The sequence below is a fragment of the Mesorhizobium sp. ISC25 genome (assembly GCF_042295465.1).
Lineage (GTDB): Bacteria > Pseudomonadota > Alphaproteobacteria > Rhizobiales > Rhizobiaceae > Mesorhizobium.
Genome location: NZ_CP135441.1, coordinates 1,678,244 through 1,694,746 on the forward strand (window position 1 = coordinate 1,678,244; position 16,503 = coordinate 1,694,746).

Below are 16,503 nucleotides of genomic sequence, written 5' to 3' on the forward strand. Positions count from 1 at the left end.
CATCGCGACCGGTCCGGAGTGTAGCGCAGCCCGGTAGCGCACTTGACTGGGGGTCAAGGGGTCGTCGGTTCGAATCCGGCCACTCCGACCATTAAAATCCAAGGCTTAGTTTCCCCCCAAACTGGCTATGCAGTCAGTAGCCGCATGGCACCGCCCAGCCGATGGGCCGCGGACGCGGTTTCGGCGGCCTTGATGTTGCGCTGACTGGGCCAGGAGGCGATGGCGCCCGGCTTTCAGACGATCACCGATTGCATGACCGAGGCCGGCTCGACGTGGGGAGATCATGCTGTCCCTCAGTCGGCTGATCGCGGCCGACAAGAGGCGGCCGGCGCCGGCACTTACAATTTTACGCACATGGGAGAGCCCCTAGGCACAAAGACTATATTAGCCAGAGCGAACACAACCATTTCCGCGTTGATGCCGCAACGAAAGCTGCTTGCCTACGTTGCCATTGATCCGAAGCTCCACCAGGAGGACCACATGGCCGACGACAAGAGCACGCGCGACCGAGACCGCCTGGGGTCCAGCCAGGACTACGACGTGGAGCATTTCGCGCGGCAGAATGGCATCGCCGTGGACCAGGTCCCCGAACTGATCCGGGCCAATGACAACGACCGCGCGGGCGTTGCGGAAGCCACCAAGGCGCTCCGGCGGGCGGCCGGCCGGAGCGATCGGACGGCAAGGGAGATCCGCCAGGAAAGAGCACGAATGCACCTCGGCGAAGCGAAAGCTGATTGCCAAAAAAGGTGATTGTCACCATGGGCGAGGATGAGACCGACCGCGAGCGTATCAAGTATCTTCATGCGCGGCTGCTCGCCGATGAGACCGGCATAACGGAAGCGCAGGCGCGCGATCTCATCGAAATGATTGGAATTGATCATGCATCACTCGTGCGCGAGGCACGGAGGCTGAAGTCTAGCCAAAAGCCCGCCGAGAAACCGCGCGGTAGTGCTAGGTAAGGTTTGCCAACCTTCACCGTGAGCCCGTGTTCCACCTTCAATAAAAAGGTCCCGCCGCACATGCCAGAACGGCGGGACTCGATCAGGCGCCTTGCATCAGGCAGGGGTGACTCGGGGGTTGGGCATGCCCGGTGCGCGCGGATCGTAGTGAACACTAGGCGCATCAGCTGCAATGCGTCCACCAACCGTCGGTTGGAAAGGGCTAGTTCAACGCCGGCGGCTGGCCTGGCCTGAACAAGCGCACGCTCAAGGCTTAGTTTCTTCCCGGGGAGGAGCTTTTGGGTCAGGACAATCAGGATAGGGCAATTCTTCACACGGAGAGGGCCTGTCGCCAACGCTGCCATAACGTTCCACGAGTTTTGCGAAACCGTAGGCGAAGGCGAAAAGAAGCGCGAGGACAACCGCTATTCGGACGGCCATCCCGTATTGTAGCAGGATCCTCCCATTGGAGCGCGGGCGGCGTTTTTAATACGTTCGAATGTTGAGTTCGAAAAAGGTTGGCTCTAGTTGAATTGCCGTCGTCCGCAGTTGTAAGGGCGAGCGGACGCTTCGAAGATGACACGCCCTTTCGCCCTTTTCGGGAGAGATGCAATGTCGCTTCAAGGAGCTACCTGTCCTGCCGAGCTGACCATGTTGACCAAAGCACTTGATGCCCGATGCCGTGAACTAGGCCTCGCTGATGGCGATCCAGGCAGAGAAGTGCTCGGCCGCAGGGTGATGGATTTGTTCGAAAGTGGTCAGCTCAGCGCCGAAGATTTGAGACTGGCTCTGAGCGGCGAGATTTTTAACGCCAAAAATCCTTCGGCCGGAGCCGGTGGGCTTTGATACGGCAAGCGGCTATCCGCGCAACCATTTGAATTATTGGTCCAGCGTAGGCTTCCGTACACGCAAGGGCGCGCGTGAACAAATGTGATTTTGCGGTCGGTGCCAGACGGGCTAACTTTACCCATCGAACGAAAGAGGAGAATGATCATGAAGACATTCCTCGCAACAGCCGCGGCACTGACCATGTCCATATCAGCTGCCTCTGCGGATTGCCCCGCGCATTCCAAGGTCCAGGCATCGGTCGACACGCAGACGAGGACAGCGAGCGTCGAGAAGGCCGATATGTCGACTGCCACGGACGCTCAGACGATCAAGAAAGAAGAAGCACAGAAGACCGAATAGCGGTAACGCTCAGCGGTCCCACGCCCCGGATAAGGGGCTACTGGCACACATCCACCCATTCGGCGCCAACGAGTTCCGCCATGCGTTGCGGGCTGAGCCGTACGGCGGCGTTGGTTGCGCCTGCGGCGGGGACGACTTCGTCAAAGGCGCGCAGCGAGACGTCGCAATAGACCGGCAGCGGTGATGGCAGGCCGAACGGACATACGCCGCCGACGGGATGACCGGTCGCGGCGAACACCTGCTCGGCATCCAGCATTCGCGCCTTGCCGCCGAACCGGTCCTTGAACTTGCGGTTGTCCAGCCTGGAGACCCCGCCGGCCACGATCAGCATCGTCTGGTCGCCGGCGCGCAAGCAGATCGTCTTGGCAATCTGCGCCGGCGCTACGCCATGCGCTTCGGCGGCCAGAGGCACCGTCGCCGAGCTTGCCTCCGTGACAATGACGTCAATGTCGGGCGCGTGGGCGGCGAAGAAGGCGCGAACGGATTCGAGGCTCATCTCCAGCAATTTCCGTCTGGCGTCGCCGTGGCGGCCGGCAAGTCCACTACGTGGCCGAAAAAACGAAGCCCGCCAGGGCGACCCATGGCGAGCTCGTGGAATAAAAGCATGGTACGCCGCTACGACACGGATCGCCTTTTGGCAGGCAACACGGCTTCGTCAAACAGAGCGCTTTCCGGAAGTTGAAGCGCGGAGGCAATACGCCGACGTTTCGAAGGATCGGCATCCTTGCCGCTTTCAATGTCGGCGATCTCATAGGCTGCCAGCCCGCACGCCAGGGACAGCTCTTCGATGCTGTATCCACGGGCTTCCCGGGCGGTTCGGACGGCACTGCGTTCAGGCGTAACCGCGCTCGCCGCCAGTTCGGAGTAAGGTTCGCGTTTTGCTATTTGGGGCATTGGCAACTCCGTGGGATGAAAGAGTTAGATCAAATCATGTTGTTGCCTGAGACGATCGGGAGAATGCCCGCTCGCCGGTGATTTGCCAAGCATCAAAGATAGCGTCACGGCATCGTGAACCGACGCCGGAATGAATGGCGGATGCCGGCGAGCTGACATCTGGCCGGATCGTCAGCAAACACAGTTCGGAAACAAAATTCTACAGGCCGGAAAAACTGCCGAAAAACTCCAAGGCGATAGTCCCAACCGCAGCGCTCGAGTCACCGACCTGAATCAGTGACGCTCAAATTCCGCCTGCGCAAAAAGGAAACGAACAAGCCTCTTCTCTCCGCCCTTGGACTTGCAATCGCACTTGCCCTCTCAATGCCGATCATCGGCGCAAGCAGCGCGAATGCAACGACGATGCACACCACCGTCAAGAAGCATCACCGCCATCACTACCATCACCGCGTCCACCACCACTACCGCCACCATCACAAGAAGGTTATGGCGAAGAAGTACTGAAAACATCCTCGGGCGAACAACCGGCAATCAGGCGTTCTGGTCCTTGATCAAACGGCGGCGCGCTTGCCGAGCTTTCCGTGTCGGCGAAAAATGGCGGCGGTCCGCTGACCACCGCCATTTGCTTGTCTCAACGTGCCGATCTTGAACGCCCTCGCGGTGCTTGTTGCTGCCGGCCGCCGAGGAACAGACTGGCGACCAGCCCGACCAGAACCAGCCCGACAGCGGCCGCCGTCGCCGGGTGATCTCGGGCGGTCTTCTCGATCGCCCGGCCTTGCCTTCTGATTGTCGGCAAGGCGTCGCCGAGGCGCTCAGTGATATCCGAATAATAATCCGACGCGGTATCGCGCCCGTCTTCGTAAAGGGCGCCGCCCTGCTTCAACACGGCTTTCTTCAAGGTGGCCAGTTCCCTGGTCAAGGCCGCGACCTGCTTGTTCAGATCGGTGTCGGAGATGCTCGAAAGCGATGCCATGACGTGCTTCCTTCATCTGTAGAAGGAAGCCTAACGCATGACCCTGAAGACCGTTCCGGTCAGCCCGGCGGGCTCTAGCGAACCTGATCGAGCAGGCGCTTGCATTCAAGGAGATCGAACAGCGCCTCCTGCAGCAATGCGCGATTGTCACGGGAAAGTTTTGACGTGTCCGGCGGAACCGGACCTTCCTCGTCGGTCTTGCCGATGCCGAAAAAACGACGGCTGGGTTTCACCCTCGGCTGGCCGACCAGCATTTCGTCGTCCGGGCCGCGCGGCTGCGCCGCTTGCGTCAGCAGTACCGTGTCAGCCTGTCGGCGCTGCGAGATCGCCTCGACCGCCGCCATGTCGCCACTGCCGAGGGCGATCAGAAACTGGTTGCCGTTCTCGCGCAACAGCTTCTGCACGCCCTTGATCGTATAGCCCTGATCGTAGAGCATATGGCGAATACCCTTGATCAGTTCGACGTCCTGCGGACGGTAGTAGCGGCGGCCGCCGCCGCGCTTCATCGGCTTGATCTGGTTGAAACGCGTCTCCCAGAAGCGCAGCACGTGCTGCGGCAAATCCAGATCCTCCGCGACCTCGCTGATGGTGCGGAAAGCATCAGGGCTCTTGTCCATGGGCGAATCCTCACGCTAGAGCATGATCGCGAAAGGCGGGAACCGGGTTCGGGCGACATCACGCTTAACAAAGAGAGCAGCTTTCCGTCCCGCCGGAGCGGATCACACCCAAATACCGATCCGGCCTACCGAATCGCATCTTATTTCAGCGGTTTATGAAACAATATTCAAGCCCAGCGCAAAAGCAGGGTTCGTTTTTCAACCGAAGTCTGGAGCATGATTCTCGGCAAAGTGGATCGGGCGTCTACTTGCTGCCCTTGGCTTTGCTGTTTTGATGGGAGCGCAGGATACGGTTCTTCAGCACGTTCGACGACTTAAAGGTCATCACCCGGCGCGGCAGGATCGGCACTTCCTCACCGGTCTTGGGATTGCGCCCGATGCGCTCGTTTTTGGAGCGGACGTGGAAGGTCGCGAAGGACGACAGCTTCACCGTCTCGCCGCGAACGATCGCCTCGCAGATCTCATTCAGCACCGCCTCGACAAGCTCGGCCGATTCAGTACGCGACAGCCCAACCTTGCGGTAAACGGCTTCGGCGAGGTCGGCGCGCGTAAGTGTCTTTCCCCCCATACGAACCGTCCCATCAGCTCAAAAACATAAATCGATACAAGCAACGGCAGAACCTAAGTAATTGATCCGTCAAGGTCAAGGACCCGAACCCGATAGTTCGGCACTTACCAGCGGAGCAGGACGGCGCCCCAGGTGAAGCCGCCGCCCATCGCCTCAAGCAGTACTAGGTCACCCTTTTTGATGCGACCGTCGGCGACGGCCGCGGACAGTGCCAGCGGCACGGAAGCAGCCGAGGTATTACCGTGCAAATCGACGGTCACCACCACCTTCCGCTCCTCAATCCCGAGCTTTTTGGCCGAAGCGTCAATAATTCGTTTATTGGCTTGATGCGGCACGAACCAGTCGAGATCGGCGGCGCTGATGCCGGCCTGTGCGAACGTCGCTTCGATGACGTCGGTGATCATGCCGACCGCATGCTTGAACACTTCGCGGCCTTCCATCCTGAGGTGCCCGACCGTTCCCGTGGTCGACGGCCCACCGTCGACGAAAAGCTTGTCCTTGTGGATGCCGTCGGAGCGCAGGCTGGCCGCCAGAACGCCTCGGTCGGCGATGCCGCCTGCCCCCGTGCCTGCTTCCAGCACCATCGCGCCGGCGCCGTCGCCGAACAAAACGCAGGTCGAGCGGTCGTTCCAGTCGAGAATGCGCGAAAACGTTTCCGAGCCGATCACCAGCACGCGTCTGGCCAAGCCGCCGCGGATATAGAGGTCGGCGGTCGTCACTGCATAGACGAAGCCCGAGCAGACCGCCTGCAGGTCGAAGGCAAAACCGTGGTGCATGCCGAGCCGGTTCTGGATCTCGACCGCGGTCGCGGGAAAGGTGTTGTTGGGCGTCGAGGTCGCCAGCACGATCAGGTCGATGTCGTCAGCCGTCAGGCCGGCGTTGTCGAGGGCTGCGCGCGCTGCCGCCTCGCCCAGCGAGGCCGTCGTCTCGTCGTCGGCCGCGATGTGGCGCTGGCGAATACCGGTGCGCTGGACGATCCACTCGTCCGACGTCTCGACCATGCCTTCGAAATCGGCATTCTTCATAATGCGGCGGGGCAGCGCGGCGCCCGTGCCGCGCACGACTGATCTGATCAATGCTCTTTCCTATTCCTTTGCGTCGATGACGACGTCGGATTTCCGGATTGTCTGGGCATTCGGATTGCGGGCATGGAACAGGTCGAGATCGGCTTCGATGCGGTCAAGTAGATTGTTGCGCACCATGTCGTAGCCAAGCTCGATCGCCGCCGCGAAGCCATCCGAATCAGCCCCGCCATGGCTTTTCACCACGATGCCGTTCAATCCGAGGAAGACGCCGCCATTGGAACGGCCGACATCCATCTTCTCGCGCAGGCGATCGAAGGCGGACTTGGCGAAGATATAGCCGATCCTGGCCATCAGCGTCCGGTTCATCGCCGCGCGCAGATAGCCGGCGATCTGCCTGACCGTGCCTTCCGCCGTCTTGAGCGCGATATTGCCGGCAAATCCTTCGGTAACGACGACGTCGACACTGCCCTTGCCGATGTCGTCACCCTCGACAAAGCCATGGTAGTTCATCGAGGCCATGTTGGCCTCGCGCAGCATACGGCCCGCCTCCTTGACCTCCTCCTGGCCCTTGATCTCCTCGACGCCGACATTCAGCAGCCCGACACTCGGCCGTTCGATGCCGAAAACCGAGCGCGCCATGCCGGTGCCAAGAATGGCAAAATCAACCAGTTGATGCGCATCCGCGCCGATGGTAGCGCCGACGTCCAGTACCACGCTTTCGCCGCGCAAGGTCGGCCAGAGCGCCGCGATTGCCGGGCGGTCGATGGTCGCCATGGTGCGAAGGCAGAATCTGGACATCGCCATCAGCGCGCCGGTATTGCCGGCCGAGATGCAGGCATCGGCAGTGCCTGCCTTGACCGCCTCGACGGCCTTCCACATCGATGATTTCCAGCGACCATGGCGCAGCGCCTGGCTCGGCTTGTCGTCCATCCGGACTGCGATCTCGCAGTGGATGAACTCGCTCACTTCCGCCAGCTTGGGGAATTTGGCGAGTTCGGGCCGTACCACTTCTTCACGCCCATAAATGACGAAGCGTATATCCGGACGGCGGGTGGCGACAGTCATGAGCGCCGGGATGACCACGCTTGGCCCGTGATCGCCGCCCATGGCATCAATGGAAATCCTGATCACGCGGTGTTCATCTCACGGTTGCTTGGCCAGCGGGCTTGCCAAGGTACGGGGCTCGCGAAGGTTCGGCGAAAATAACGGTTTTGGGCTGCCGCACAACCAACTTTTCTCAAATTGGGTCAGCTATCAGGATTTTCCCAGCAGTGATCTGAGCTTCTGCTGGAATTCATTCTCCACAGGCTCGGCATCGCCGGCTACCTCCAGCGACACACCCGGCTTGCGCGGATAGGGATCGATCGCCAAGCCAAAGAACTGCTCGGCAAGCGCCCCGACGTCGATCGCGTCGCCGGAAAAGGTTTCCGGGCTGTCCGGCCCTTCGGCGTCGAGCAGGATCTCACCGCCGCCGTCGAAACCTTGCCGTCCGAGCTTGGATTGCTCCGGCAGGAACAGCGCCTCGACCGGCTCGTCGATATGCGCCTCGACCGGGTCGAGGGTGACGATGCAGGCCTGCGTTATATCGGCCTCGACATGGCCGCTGACTTTCACCCCGTTGCGCTTCCAGGGCTCGACCAGGAGTTCGGCGCGATAGTTCTCGACCGAAAGCAGCTCGTGCTCGACGGCCAGCAGGGCGCGCTGCCCGGCGTCGGCATCGATCACCACCGGCAGCCCCTTTTGCGGCAGCCGGGCGACATTTGCCAGGAATGACACTGGGCTGTGGGAATCAGGATGTTTCATCTTCGCCTCCACTTCGCCGCCTTCACTCGGCCCGCCATCGCTCAGAGTTGGCCACGGGAAATGCCACCGTGCCGGAAACGATCGATTCGGTCGGCTGTTCCGTGAGTTGCCTTGATGCATCGGCGGCATAGAGTGCCAGTTGCGACGCTTGCGGCCAGGCGCCGGCGTCGGGCCTGACATTGCGGGCAAGGGCGGCGGCAAGTGCATCATGGTCATTTCGTTGCAGCGCATCGTCATAGGCGGCGGTGCGGCCATAGAACATCTTCGCCAGTTTCCGCATGCGCTTCGGCACGCCGACGTCGCCAATGCCCAATTCCCGCAGCGAATGTTCGACATCCATGAAGAACTCGTCGATCAGCACCTGCGCAACCTCTGCCGCAGCACCACCCTCGCCGCGCAACCGGTGCTGGAACAGGAACATGTGCAACGACAGCATCTCGAAGCGGCCGAGCGGTGTGTCCGGCACGTTCCAGGCGGAATAAAACACCGTTTGCCGCGCCGCCGCCACGATTTGTGCGTAAAGCGCCTCGGTGATGGCGCGGTTGGCATGTCGTTCGCGGCCAAAGAGGCGCTGGAACATTTGAGGGTGGTCTCCCGGGACCGTTTGTTGAAGTGGCCTTGTTGCATCGGCAAGCAAGCTGGTTTACCGGTTTTGCGGCCCAGCGCAAGTTGCGGCCAGCTTATGGAGTTGTAGTTGCGCGCGCTGAAATTCAAGTCGACTTTCCTGCCCAGGCCCGCCGGTGCGGTTTCGCTGCTGGTGATCGCCGCGGCGCTTTCCGCCTGCAATTCGTCCAAGATGATCGGCGATCTCAATCCGAGCGAGACGCTGACGCAGGGCTACGTCATCGACCAGCAGGCGATCGACCTGGTGCCGGTCGGCTCAAGTCGCGAACAGGTGCTGCTGGCGCTCGGCACTCCCTCGACGAAGGCGACCTTCGACAACGAGGCCTTTTATTACATTTCGCAGACGCGCAAGCGCTATGTCGCCTTCGACAAGCCGCGGCTGGTCGACCAGCATGTGCTGGCGGTCTATTTTGGCGATGACGGGCGCGTCACCCAGATAGCCAATTACGGCCTGAAGGACGGCAAGGTGTTCGACTTCATCTCGCGCACCACGCCGACCGGCGGCAAGGACCAGAACTTCCTCAGCCAGATCATCAGTGGCGCCAGCAAGCTGGCGCCTGGTATTCCGGGCGCCAGCGGCGGCAGCACGCTCGGCGGCAGCTGATCCACCCCGGCGATATCGGCTTTCGTTCCTTTCGCTTCCCTGTAAGCGGCACATCTCAGGCAACGAAAAACCCGCGGGAGCGATCCCGCGGGTTTTGTCTTGAGGCGTAGCGGCTGAGCTTAGCCGTGCGCGAGAACGGCCAGCAACAGCAGCGCGACGATGTTGGTGATCTTGATCGCCGGGTTGACCGCCGGGCCGGCAGTATCCTTGTAGGGATCGCCGACCGTGTCGCCGGTCACCGAGGCCTTGTGCGCTTCGGAGCCCTTGAGGTGCTTGAGGCCGTCCTTGTCGACGAAACCATCTTCGAACGACTTCTTGGCGTTGTCCCAGGCACCGCCGCCGGAGGTCATCGAGATGGCGACGAAAAGGCCGTTGACGATGACGCCGAGCAGCGAGGCGCCGAGCGCGGCAAAGGCGGATGCCTTCGAACCGGAGATCAGGAGGACGCCGAAATAGACCACCAGCGGCGCCAGCACCGGCAGCAATGACGGAACGATCATCTCCCGGATCGCTGCCTTGGTCAGAAGGTCGACGGCGCGCGCATAGTTCGGCTTCGAGGTGCCGGCCATGATGCCCGGATCCTCGCGGAACTGCTTGCGCACCTCCTGGACGATAGCACCCGCGGCGCGGCCGACGGCGGTCATGGCGATGCCGCCGAACAGATACGGGATCAGGCCACCGAAGATCAGGCCGGCGACGACGTAAGGATTGGAGAGGTCGAAGGAGACGTCGCCCATGCCCTGGAAGTAGGGGTATTTGTCGCCATTGGCGGCAAAGAACTTCAGGTCGTTAGAGTAGGCCGCGAACAGCACCAGCGCGCCGAGGCCGGCCGAACCGATAGCGTAGCCCTTGGTTACCGCCTTGGTGGTGTTGCCGACAGCGTCGAGCGCGTCGGTGGACTGGCGCACTTCCTTGGGCAGGCCGGCCATTTCGGCAATGCCGCCGGCATTGTCGGTGACCGGGCCGAAGGCGTCGAGCGCGACGATCATGCCGGCGAGGCCAAGCATCGTTGTCACCGCGATCGCCGTGCCGTAGAGGCCGGCAAGCTGGTATGTCGAGATGATGCCGCCGACGATGACGATCGCCGGCAACGCCGTCGATTCCAGAGAGACCGCTAGGCCCTGGATGACGTTGGTGCCGTGACCGGTGACCGAGGCCTGGGCGATCGAGTTCACCGGGCGCTTGTCGGTGCCGGTATAATATTCGGTGATCACCACGATCAGGCCGGTTACCAAAAGGCCGACCAGGCCGCAGATGAACAGGTTCGTGCCGGTGATGGCCATGCCGGCGACGGTGCCGATCTCGCCCCAGCCGATACATGCCGAAGTGGCGACGGCAAGGCCGACGATCGACAGCAGGCCGGTGACGATCAGGCCCTTGTAGAGCGCGCCCATGATCGAGCCACTGGAACCGAGCTTGACGAAGAAGGTGCCGACGATCGAGGTCAGGATGCAGGCGCCGCAGATGGCCAGCGGATAGAGCATAGCCGAGCTGAGAACGGCGGTGCCGCGAAGAAGATGGCGGCGAGCACCATGGTGGCGACGACGGTTACCGCATAGGTCTCGAACAGGTCGGCGGCCATGCCGGCGCAATCGCCGACATTGTCGCCGACATTGTCGGCAATGGTCGCCGGATTGCGTGGATCGTCTTCGGGAATGCCGGCTTCAACCTTGCCGACGAGATCCCCGCCGACGTCGGCGCCTTTTGTGAAGATGCCGCCGCCAAGACGGGCGAAGATCGAGATCAGCGAGGCGCCGAAGCCGAGCGAAACAAGCGAGTCGATGACGACGCGATCGTTGGGCTGCAGACCCATGAACTGGGTCAGGATCAGGTAGTAGATCGAGACGCCGAGCAGGGCCAGGCCAGCAACCAGCATGCCAGTGATAGCGCCCGACTTGAAGGCGATCTCGAGGCCGGCAGCGAGGCTGTTGGAAGCTGCCTGCGCGGTGCGCACATTGGCGCGCACCGAGACGTGCATGCCGATGAAGCCGGCGGCACCCGATAGAACGGCGCCGATCAGGAAGCCGATGGCGGCGGTGATCGAAAGCAGCCACCAGGCGAGCAGCAGGACCACGACGCCGACGATGGCGATGGTGGTGTACTGGCGCGCCAGATAAGCCTGAGCGCCTTCGCGGATGGCCGCGGAAATTTCCTGCATGCGTGCATTGCCCTGATCGGCCGCGAGAACCGAACGTGTCGCCCAGATGGCGTAAAGGACTGAAAGCAGACCGCAGGCGATGACAGCTGAAATTATGGTCATTGCCGAATTTTCCTCGATTGGTGGCCCAAAAGAACCCCTCCCCGGGCCGTTGAGACAGGGACGAATTTCCGCAACCGGAATCCGTCCCCTCGCAGCGGCTTATGCGAAACAGGGCTCGGAACGTCAAGATATTGTTCGGTTCCTGTCCGGCTTTCGCCCAAAAGATCCCGGGTTTCGTCCAAAACGCTGGACGGCAGTGCGCCTATCGACACTGCCGTCCGGTTAGTTCGATCGAAATCGGCGAACGGCCGTCAGGCTTTGCGCGGGTCGCCGTCCGGCTGGATGACGAAGACCAGCACCACCAGCATGGTCATGTAGAATTTGAACGCCGCCTCCTGACCATTCCATGTCGAAGACTGCCACATGGCGAACCACTCGCCGCCAACGACCATGAAGCCGAAATACCAAACGAGGAAGCCCATGGTGGCGGCAATGATGGCGAACTTCTTGGCGTCGTTGAAAGCTTCTCCGCTGGCGTTGCGCGCCTGCCAGAGTTGCCAGGCGGCGATCAGGTAGAGCAGACAGGTCAGCGCCTCGCCAATAATGATCAGCCAGTAGCCCGCCGTCCACAAGGCCGGGGTGGTGATCGAGCGGTACATCAGCGCATTGCCGGGAAAGGTCGTGTCCATGCTCAGCACATGCTGGACAAAGGCGAAGTTTGAGCCGTAATCGGTGATGTTGCCGAAGGCGACGAGGAAGGCGAAAGCCGCCAGACACAAACACATGACGATCTTGGAGAAGCGCGCGGTCATGGCAAGAACTCCTGCTGAAAGATCGGGGCAGCGCACTCATCAATCGCCGAGTCCCGAAGATCGCGCAACGGGTGGGCCAGTGACCATCGTGCTCACAGCCATTGCGAGACATTATGCCGGCAAGCAAGACATTGCCGAGACTGTCGAAGTCCTCGATCTCGACAGTGATTGCGCGGTGGGCGACTTGGTCTCTGTGGTTAGAGCCGGCACACAGCACGATTTCGCCATCATCCGCCGCCGCTGGATCGCCAGCGAGACGGGCACCACGCTCGAACTGACGCTCGATCATCCAGCGCGTTCAACCGGCCGCTGAAAGAAACGAACTTCGCCCCGAGAGGTTACTCGGCCTCGCGTCCCATGCGCCGGCCCGTGTAGCGCTCGATCGCCGACAGCCCGTCATAGATCAGCACGGCAAGGGCGGCGACGATCAGGCCGCCCTGCAGGATGAAGGCGAGGTTGTTCGACAGCAGGCCGGCGATGATCACCTCGCCCAGTGTCCTCGCTGCCACCGTCGAGCCGATGGTCGCGGTGGCGAGGCTGATCACCACCGAAAGCCGGATGCCGCCGAGAATGATCGGCGCGCTGAGCGGCAGCTCGATCTTGACCAGCCTTTGCCAGCCGGACATCCCGGCGCCATGCGCCGCCTCGACGACGTTGGCCGGCAGCGTCGTCAGGCCGGTCAGCGCATTCTCGAAGATCGGCAGCAGGCCATAGAGAAACAGCGCAATCAGCGTCGGCTTTTCGCCGAAGCCGACCGCCGGCACGGCAAGCGCCAGTACCGCCACCGGCGGAAAGGTCTGGCCTATATTGACCAGGCTGCGCGACAGCGGCAGGAATTCGGCGCCGGCTGGCCTGGTGACCAGAATGGCGAGCGCGACCGCAACGATTGTCGCGGCAACCGTCGCGATCAGCACGGTCCGCAGATGCAGCAGCGTCAGCGTCAACAGGCTGCCCTGATTGTAGATTACCGGCGCGTTGTTCTCTGTCAGCGGCTTCAGCAGCGGTTCGAACCAGCCGGGATTGGTGACGAAGGCAATAAGCACCACCACCAGGGCAAGCCTGAGCAGCGAGGGAAGCCAAGCCTTCATGCCGGCCTCGCCGCTCGCTTAACCAGCCCGTCCACCGTGACGCGGCCAAGCGGCTTGCCGTCGGTATCTTTCACCGGCAGCGCCGGGCGGCCCGACCACAGGAGTTCGGCGAGCGCGTCGCGCTGGCTGGCATCACCGGGGATCGCCTCGCCTTCGGCGGTGCCTTTTTCCACCGCGTCGCGGACCCGGCCAAGCGACAACAGCCGGAACGGTTTTTCGCTCGCACCTACCAGGGTTTCGACAAACGCACTGGCCGGTTTTGCCAGTATCTCGGCCGGCCCGGCATATTGCACCACTTTGCCGCCATCCATCACTGCGATCTTGTCGCCCATGTGAACAGCCTCTTCCATGTCATGGGTGACAAGGATGATGGTGGTGCCGAAGCGCTTCTGGATCGCCAGCAGATCCTCCTGCGCCTTGTTGCGGATGATCGGATCGAGCGCGCCGAACGGCTCATCCATCAACAGCACGTTGGGTTCCGCGGCAAGCGCGCGGGCGACGCCGACGCGCTGCTGCTGGCCGCCGGAAAGCTCATGCGGATAGCGTGGCCCGTAGGCTTCGGGGTCGAGTTGGTAGAGCGTCATCAGCTCGTCGACGCGGGCCTTGATGCGGTTGGCATCTCAGCCAAGCAATACCGGCACAGTGGCGATGTTCTGCGCCACCGTGCGATGCGGAAACAGGCCGTGGCCCTGGATGGCATAGCCGATGCTGCGACGCAGCTCGTAATCCGGCACCGAGCGGTTGTCTACGCCGTCGAGCTTGATCACGCCCGATGTCGGCTCGACCAGCCGGTTGATCATGCGAAGCAGCGTCGTCTTGCCGGAGCCGGAGGTGCCGACGATGACGGCGATGCTGCGCGGCTCGATTACTATCGACACGTCGTCGACGACTGTCGTCTCGCCGTAGCGTTTGGTAATGCCTTCGATCTCGATCATGCCGTTTCAACCCTGCGCTTGCCGGCGGTCATTTCGATCACTGCATCGAGGATGATAGCGGCGGCGAAGGCCAGCGCCACCGTGGGCACGGCACCGAGCAGCACCAGGTCCATCGCCGTCTGGCCGACGCCCTGGAACACGAACACGCCAAAGCCGCCGCCGCCGATCAGCGCCGCAATCGTAGCGAGACCGATATTCTGCACCAGCACGATGCGGATGCCGGTGAGGATCACCGGGAAGGCCAGCGGAAACTCGACGCCGAACAGCCGCTGGCGGTCGGTCATGCCCATGCCGCGCGCTGCGTCGTTGGCGGCACGCGGCACACCGGCAAGACCGACCACGGTGTTGGCCACCACCGGCAGCAGCGAATAAAGGAACAGGGCGACGAAAGCCGGCGCTGTGCCGATGCCGCGAATGCCGAGCGCGGCAGCTCCCGGCACATGCGAAGCAACCCAGCCGAGCGGTGCGATCAAGAGGCCGAACAGCGCGATCGAAGGAATAGTCTGGATGATGTTCAGTACGTTGAGCACACCGGCCCGCAATTTCTCGACGCGGTGGCAAAGGATGCCTAGCGGCAAGCCGATAATTACTGCTGCCGCCAGTGAACCCAGCGCCAACGTCGCGTGCTTGGAGCCTTCCGCCCAAAAACTATCTGCGCGATTGAAATATTCCTTGAGGATCGACAGGCTGTTCCAGCTCCCCGAGACCAGCAGCAGGCCGATCGCCGCTGCGGCGACAACAAGCACGCCGACCCGTGCCTGCGGCGACAGGTTCAGCCTTGTAAGCACGTCGGCGAGCAGAAGCGTGAAGGCGAAGATAAGCAGCCAGAAGCCCGAAGCCGGCGAGATACGGGCGAAGGTGTTGCCGGCGGGCGTCAGGAAGCTGCCGGCAACGCCGATCAGCAGCGCCAGCGCCCCAAGTGCAACCACACTGGCGGCGAGGCGTAGAGCAAGCGGCGTTTTCAGCAGCGCAATGAGCGCCGCTGCGACAACAATCGCCATCAATAGCGGACCGACCGTCGCAGGCAAAGATTCGAGGATCGAGCGCGCCTCGCCGGGTACGATGCGATTGGCGCGGAACGTGGCAAATGGTGCCGCAAAAGCCGCATAGGCTGATATCGCCGCGATGACCACGCCGAGCTTGTCGAACCGGATGCGCACGCCCTCCCCCATCGGCCGATCCGGCGCACCTCGAAAGCGGCGCGCCGGAATCGCCTTACTTCAGGAAGCCGTTCTTTTTCAAAAAGTCCTCAGCGACGCCCTTGACCGGCTCGCCGCCAACCTGCACGCGGCCATTCAACTCCTGCAGCGTGACGAGATCGAGCTTGGCGAAGACCGGCTTCAGCAGCGTCTCGATTTCGGGATGCTCCTTCAGCACCGCCTCGCGGATGATCGGCGCCGGCTGATAGACCGGCTGCACACCCTTGTCGTCTTCAAGCACGACGAGGCCGGAAGGCGCGATGCCGCCGTCGGTGCCATAGACCATGGCGGCGTTGGCGCCGTTAGTCTGGTTGGCCGCAGCGGCAATGGTCGCCGCCGTGTCGCCGCCCGAGAGCGTGATCAACTGGTCCGGCTTCAGTGTGAAGCCATAGGTCGTCTGGAAAGCGGGCAGCGCGGCCGCCGAATTGACGAACTCGGCGGAGGCCGCCAGCACCACCTTGCCGCTGCCCGAAACGTATTTGCCGAAGTCGGACAGCGTCACAAGCTTGTTGGTCTCGGCGACCTCCTTGCGCAGGGCGATCGCCCAGGTGTTGTTGGCCGGTGACGGGGACAGCCAGACGATCTTGTTGGCGTCGTAGTCGAGCTTCTTGGCAGTCTCGTACGCCTTGGCGGCATCTTTCCAGACCGGATCGTCGGCCTTCTCGAAGAAGAAGGCGGCGTTGCCGGTGTATTCCGGATAGATGTCGATCTCGCCGGCTGTAATCGCCTTGCGTACCACGGGCGTGCCGCCGAGCTGGATGCGGTCGGTGGTCTGGATATTGTTGGCGTTCAGCACCAGCTGGATGATGTTGCCGAGCACACCGCCCTCGGTGTCGATCTTCGACGACACCACCACCTGGGCGCTTGCCGAGGCTGCCGTGATGCCGAGCGCCAGTACAGCACCGGCCAGAACCTTGATTGAAAACATCTCACAAATCCCTTGCTGTGAACCGGAATACGGCTGCCGCATATGAGCATGGCTTCGATGCCCCGTCGGGGTACACGGTTTCATAAGAAGAGGGATGGGCGCAATAA

Annotated in this window: 20 protein-coding genes, 1 tRNA gene and 2 pseudogenes; 8 read left to right on the forward strand and 15 right to left on the reverse strand. The window is 62.1% G+C overall.

The features are described from left to right. The first annotated feature begins 14 nt into the window (after nt 1-14). The 5 genes from RQ479_RS08555 to RQ479_RS08575 all read left to right on the forward strand — a co-directional run bounded on the left by RQ479_RS08555 (nt 15) and on the right by RQ479_RS08575 (nt 2,126). A tRNA-Pro gene (locus RQ479_RS08555) sits at nt 15-91 on the forward strand. A gap of 389 nt (nt 92-480) precedes the next feature. Next, nucleotides 481-750, forward strand: a complete 270-nt coding sequence (locus RQ479_RS08560) for a hypothetical protein (RefSeq protein ID WP_376704758.1) — start codon at nt 481-483, stop codon at nt 748-750. Nucleotides 751-758: 8 nt separating this feature from the next. Then, nucleotides 759-959, forward strand: coding sequence for a hypothetical protein (locus tag RQ479_RS08565; protein WP_376704759.1), 201 nt, complete (start codon nt 759-761; stop codon nt 957-959). Nucleotides 960-1,550: 591 nt separating this feature from the next. Then, a complete protein-coding gene (locus RQ479_RS08570; RefSeq protein ID WP_376704760.1) occupies nt 1,551-1,784 on the forward strand; it encodes a hypothetical protein in 234 nt (77 codons plus the stop codon). A gap of 147 nt (nt 1,785-1,931) precedes the next feature. Next, complete coding sequence (locus RQ479_RS08575; RefSeq protein WP_292658619.1) at nt 1,932-2,126, forward strand: hypothetical protein; 195 nt, start codon at nt 1,932-1,934, stop codon at nt 2,124-2,126. Nucleotides 2,127-2,163: 37 nt separating this feature from the next. Here the strand turns inward: RQ479_RS08575 and RQ479_RS08580 are convergent, their stop codons facing one another. Then, nucleotides 2,164-2,622, reverse strand: a complete 459-nt coding sequence (locus RQ479_RS08580) for a YbaK/EbsC family protein (RefSeq protein ID WP_292658621.1) — start codon at nt 2,620-2,622, stop codon at nt 2,164-2,166. 119 nt (nt 2,623-2,741) lie between these two features. Then, nucleotides 2,742-3,020: a helix-turn-helix domain-containing protein gene (locus RQ479_RS08585; protein WP_023674515.1), complete on the reverse strand. Its 279-nt coding sequence runs from the start codon at nt 3,018-3,020 to the stop codon at nt 2,742-2,744. 276 nt (nt 3,021-3,296) lie between these two features. On the opposite strand from RQ479_RS08585, the gene RQ479_RS08590 reads away from it, so the two are divergent. Then, on the forward strand, nt 3,297-3,524 hold the full coding sequence (locus RQ479_RS08590; RefSeq protein ID WP_376704761.1) for a hypothetical protein: 228 nt from the start codon (nt 3,297-3,299) through the stop codon (nt 3,522-3,524). A 127-nt stretch (nt 3,525-3,651) separates the two neighbouring features. On the opposite strand, the gene RQ479_RS08595 is transcribed toward RQ479_RS08590, so the two are convergent. From RQ479_RS08595 to RQ479_RS08625, 7 genes are all read right to left on the reverse strand, one after another. Beyond that, entirely contained in the window at nt 3,652-3,993 is a 342-nt protein-coding gene (locus tag RQ479_RS08595; protein ID WP_376704762.1) for a hypothetical protein, read from the reverse strand. Between the two features lie 74 nt (nt 3,994-4,067). After that, nucleotides 4,068-4,610, reverse strand: a complete 543-nt coding sequence (locus RQ479_RS08600; RefSeq protein WP_376704763.1) for a MerR family transcriptional regulator — start codon at nt 4,608-4,610, stop codon at nt 4,068-4,070. Between the two features lie 244 nt (nt 4,611-4,854). After that, nucleotides 4,855-5,178: an integration host factor subunit alpha gene (locus tag RQ479_RS08605; RefSeq protein ID WP_023717292.1), complete on the reverse strand. Its 324-nt coding sequence runs from the start codon at nt 5,176-5,178 to the stop codon at nt 4,855-4,857. 104 nt (nt 5,179-5,282) lie between these two features. After that, nucleotides 5,283-6,254, reverse strand: coding sequence for a beta-ketoacyl-ACP synthase III (locus tag RQ479_RS08610; RefSeq protein WP_376704764.1), 972 nt, complete (start codon nt 6,252-6,254; stop codon nt 5,283-5,285). Between the two features lie 9 nt (nt 6,255-6,263). Beyond that, on the reverse strand, nt 6,264-7,334 hold the full coding sequence (gene plsX / locus RQ479_RS08615) for a phosphate acyltransferase PlsX (protein WP_352465550.1): 1,071 nt from the start codon (nt 7,332-7,334) through the stop codon (nt 6,264-6,266). 123 nt (nt 7,335-7,457) lie between these two features. Next, a complete protein-coding gene (locus RQ479_RS08620; protein ID WP_352465549.1) occupies nt 7,458-8,006 on the reverse strand; it encodes a DUF177 domain-containing protein in 549 nt (182 codons plus the stop codon). A 22-nt stretch (nt 8,007-8,028) separates the two neighbouring features. Continuing rightward, on the reverse strand, nt 8,029-8,586 hold the full coding sequence (locus RQ479_RS08625) for a ubiquinol-cytochrome C chaperone family protein (RefSeq protein ID WP_352465548.1): 558 nt from the start codon (nt 8,584-8,586) through the stop codon (nt 8,029-8,031). Between the two features lie 114 nt (nt 8,587-8,700). Between RQ479_RS08625 and RQ479_RS08630 the strand changes: the two genes are divergently transcribed. Next, entirely contained in the window at nt 8,701-9,234 is a 534-nt protein-coding gene (locus RQ479_RS08630) for an outer membrane protein assembly factor BamE (protein ID WP_376704765.1), read from the forward strand. Between the two features lie 119 nt (nt 9,235-9,353). Here RQ479_RS08630 and RQ479_RS08635 read toward each other — a convergent pair. Next, a pseudogene (locus RQ479_RS08635) lies at nt 9,354-11,494 on the reverse strand (sodium-translocating pyrophosphatase). A 251-nt stretch (nt 11,495-11,745) separates the two neighbouring features. Continuing rightward, a complete protein-coding gene (locus tag RQ479_RS08640; protein ID WP_376704766.1) occupies nt 11,746-12,246 on the reverse strand; it encodes a DUF2165 family protein in 501 nt (166 codons plus the stop codon). A 79-nt stretch (nt 12,247-12,325) separates the two neighbouring features. On the opposite strand from RQ479_RS08640, the gene RQ479_RS08645 reads away from it, so the two are divergent. Further along, nucleotides 12,326-12,559 carry a hypothetical protein gene (locus tag RQ479_RS08645; RefSeq protein WP_376704767.1) on the forward strand — a complete coding sequence of 78 codons (234 nt, stop codon included), beginning with the start codon at nt 12,326-12,328 and terminating at the stop codon, nt 12,557-12,559. A gap of 25 nt (nt 12,560-12,584) precedes the next feature. On the opposite strand, the gene RQ479_RS08650 is transcribed toward RQ479_RS08645, so the two are convergent. From RQ479_RS08650 to RQ479_RS08665, 4 genes and pseudogenes are all read right to left on the reverse strand, one after another. Beyond that, nucleotides 12,585-13,334, reverse strand: coding sequence for an ABC transporter permease (locus tag RQ479_RS08650; RefSeq protein WP_376704768.1), 750 nt, complete (start codon nt 13,332-13,334; stop codon nt 12,585-12,587). Continuing rightward, nucleotides 13,331-14,269 (reverse strand): annotated as a pseudogene (locus RQ479_RS08655) (ABC transporter ATP-binding protein). The gene RQ479_RS08650 and the pseudogene RQ479_RS08655 overlap by 4 nt, the downstream one beginning before the upstream one ends. Continuing rightward, the gene (locus RQ479_RS08660) at nt 14,266-15,441 is read right to left on the reverse strand and encodes an ABC transporter permease (protein ID WP_376704769.1); all 1,176 of its coding nucleotides are present in this window, start codon (nt 15,439-15,441) and stop codon (nt 14,266-14,268) included. Before RQ479_RS08660 ends, RQ479_RS08655 begins: the two are co-directional and overlap by 4 nt. 43 nt (nt 15,442-15,484) lie before the next feature. Beyond that, nucleotides 15,485-16,396, reverse strand: coding sequence for an ABC transporter substrate-binding protein (locus RQ479_RS08665; RefSeq protein WP_352465540.1), 912 nt, complete (start codon nt 16,394-16,396; stop codon nt 15,485-15,487). Nucleotides 16,397-16,503 lie beyond the last annotated feature (107 nt).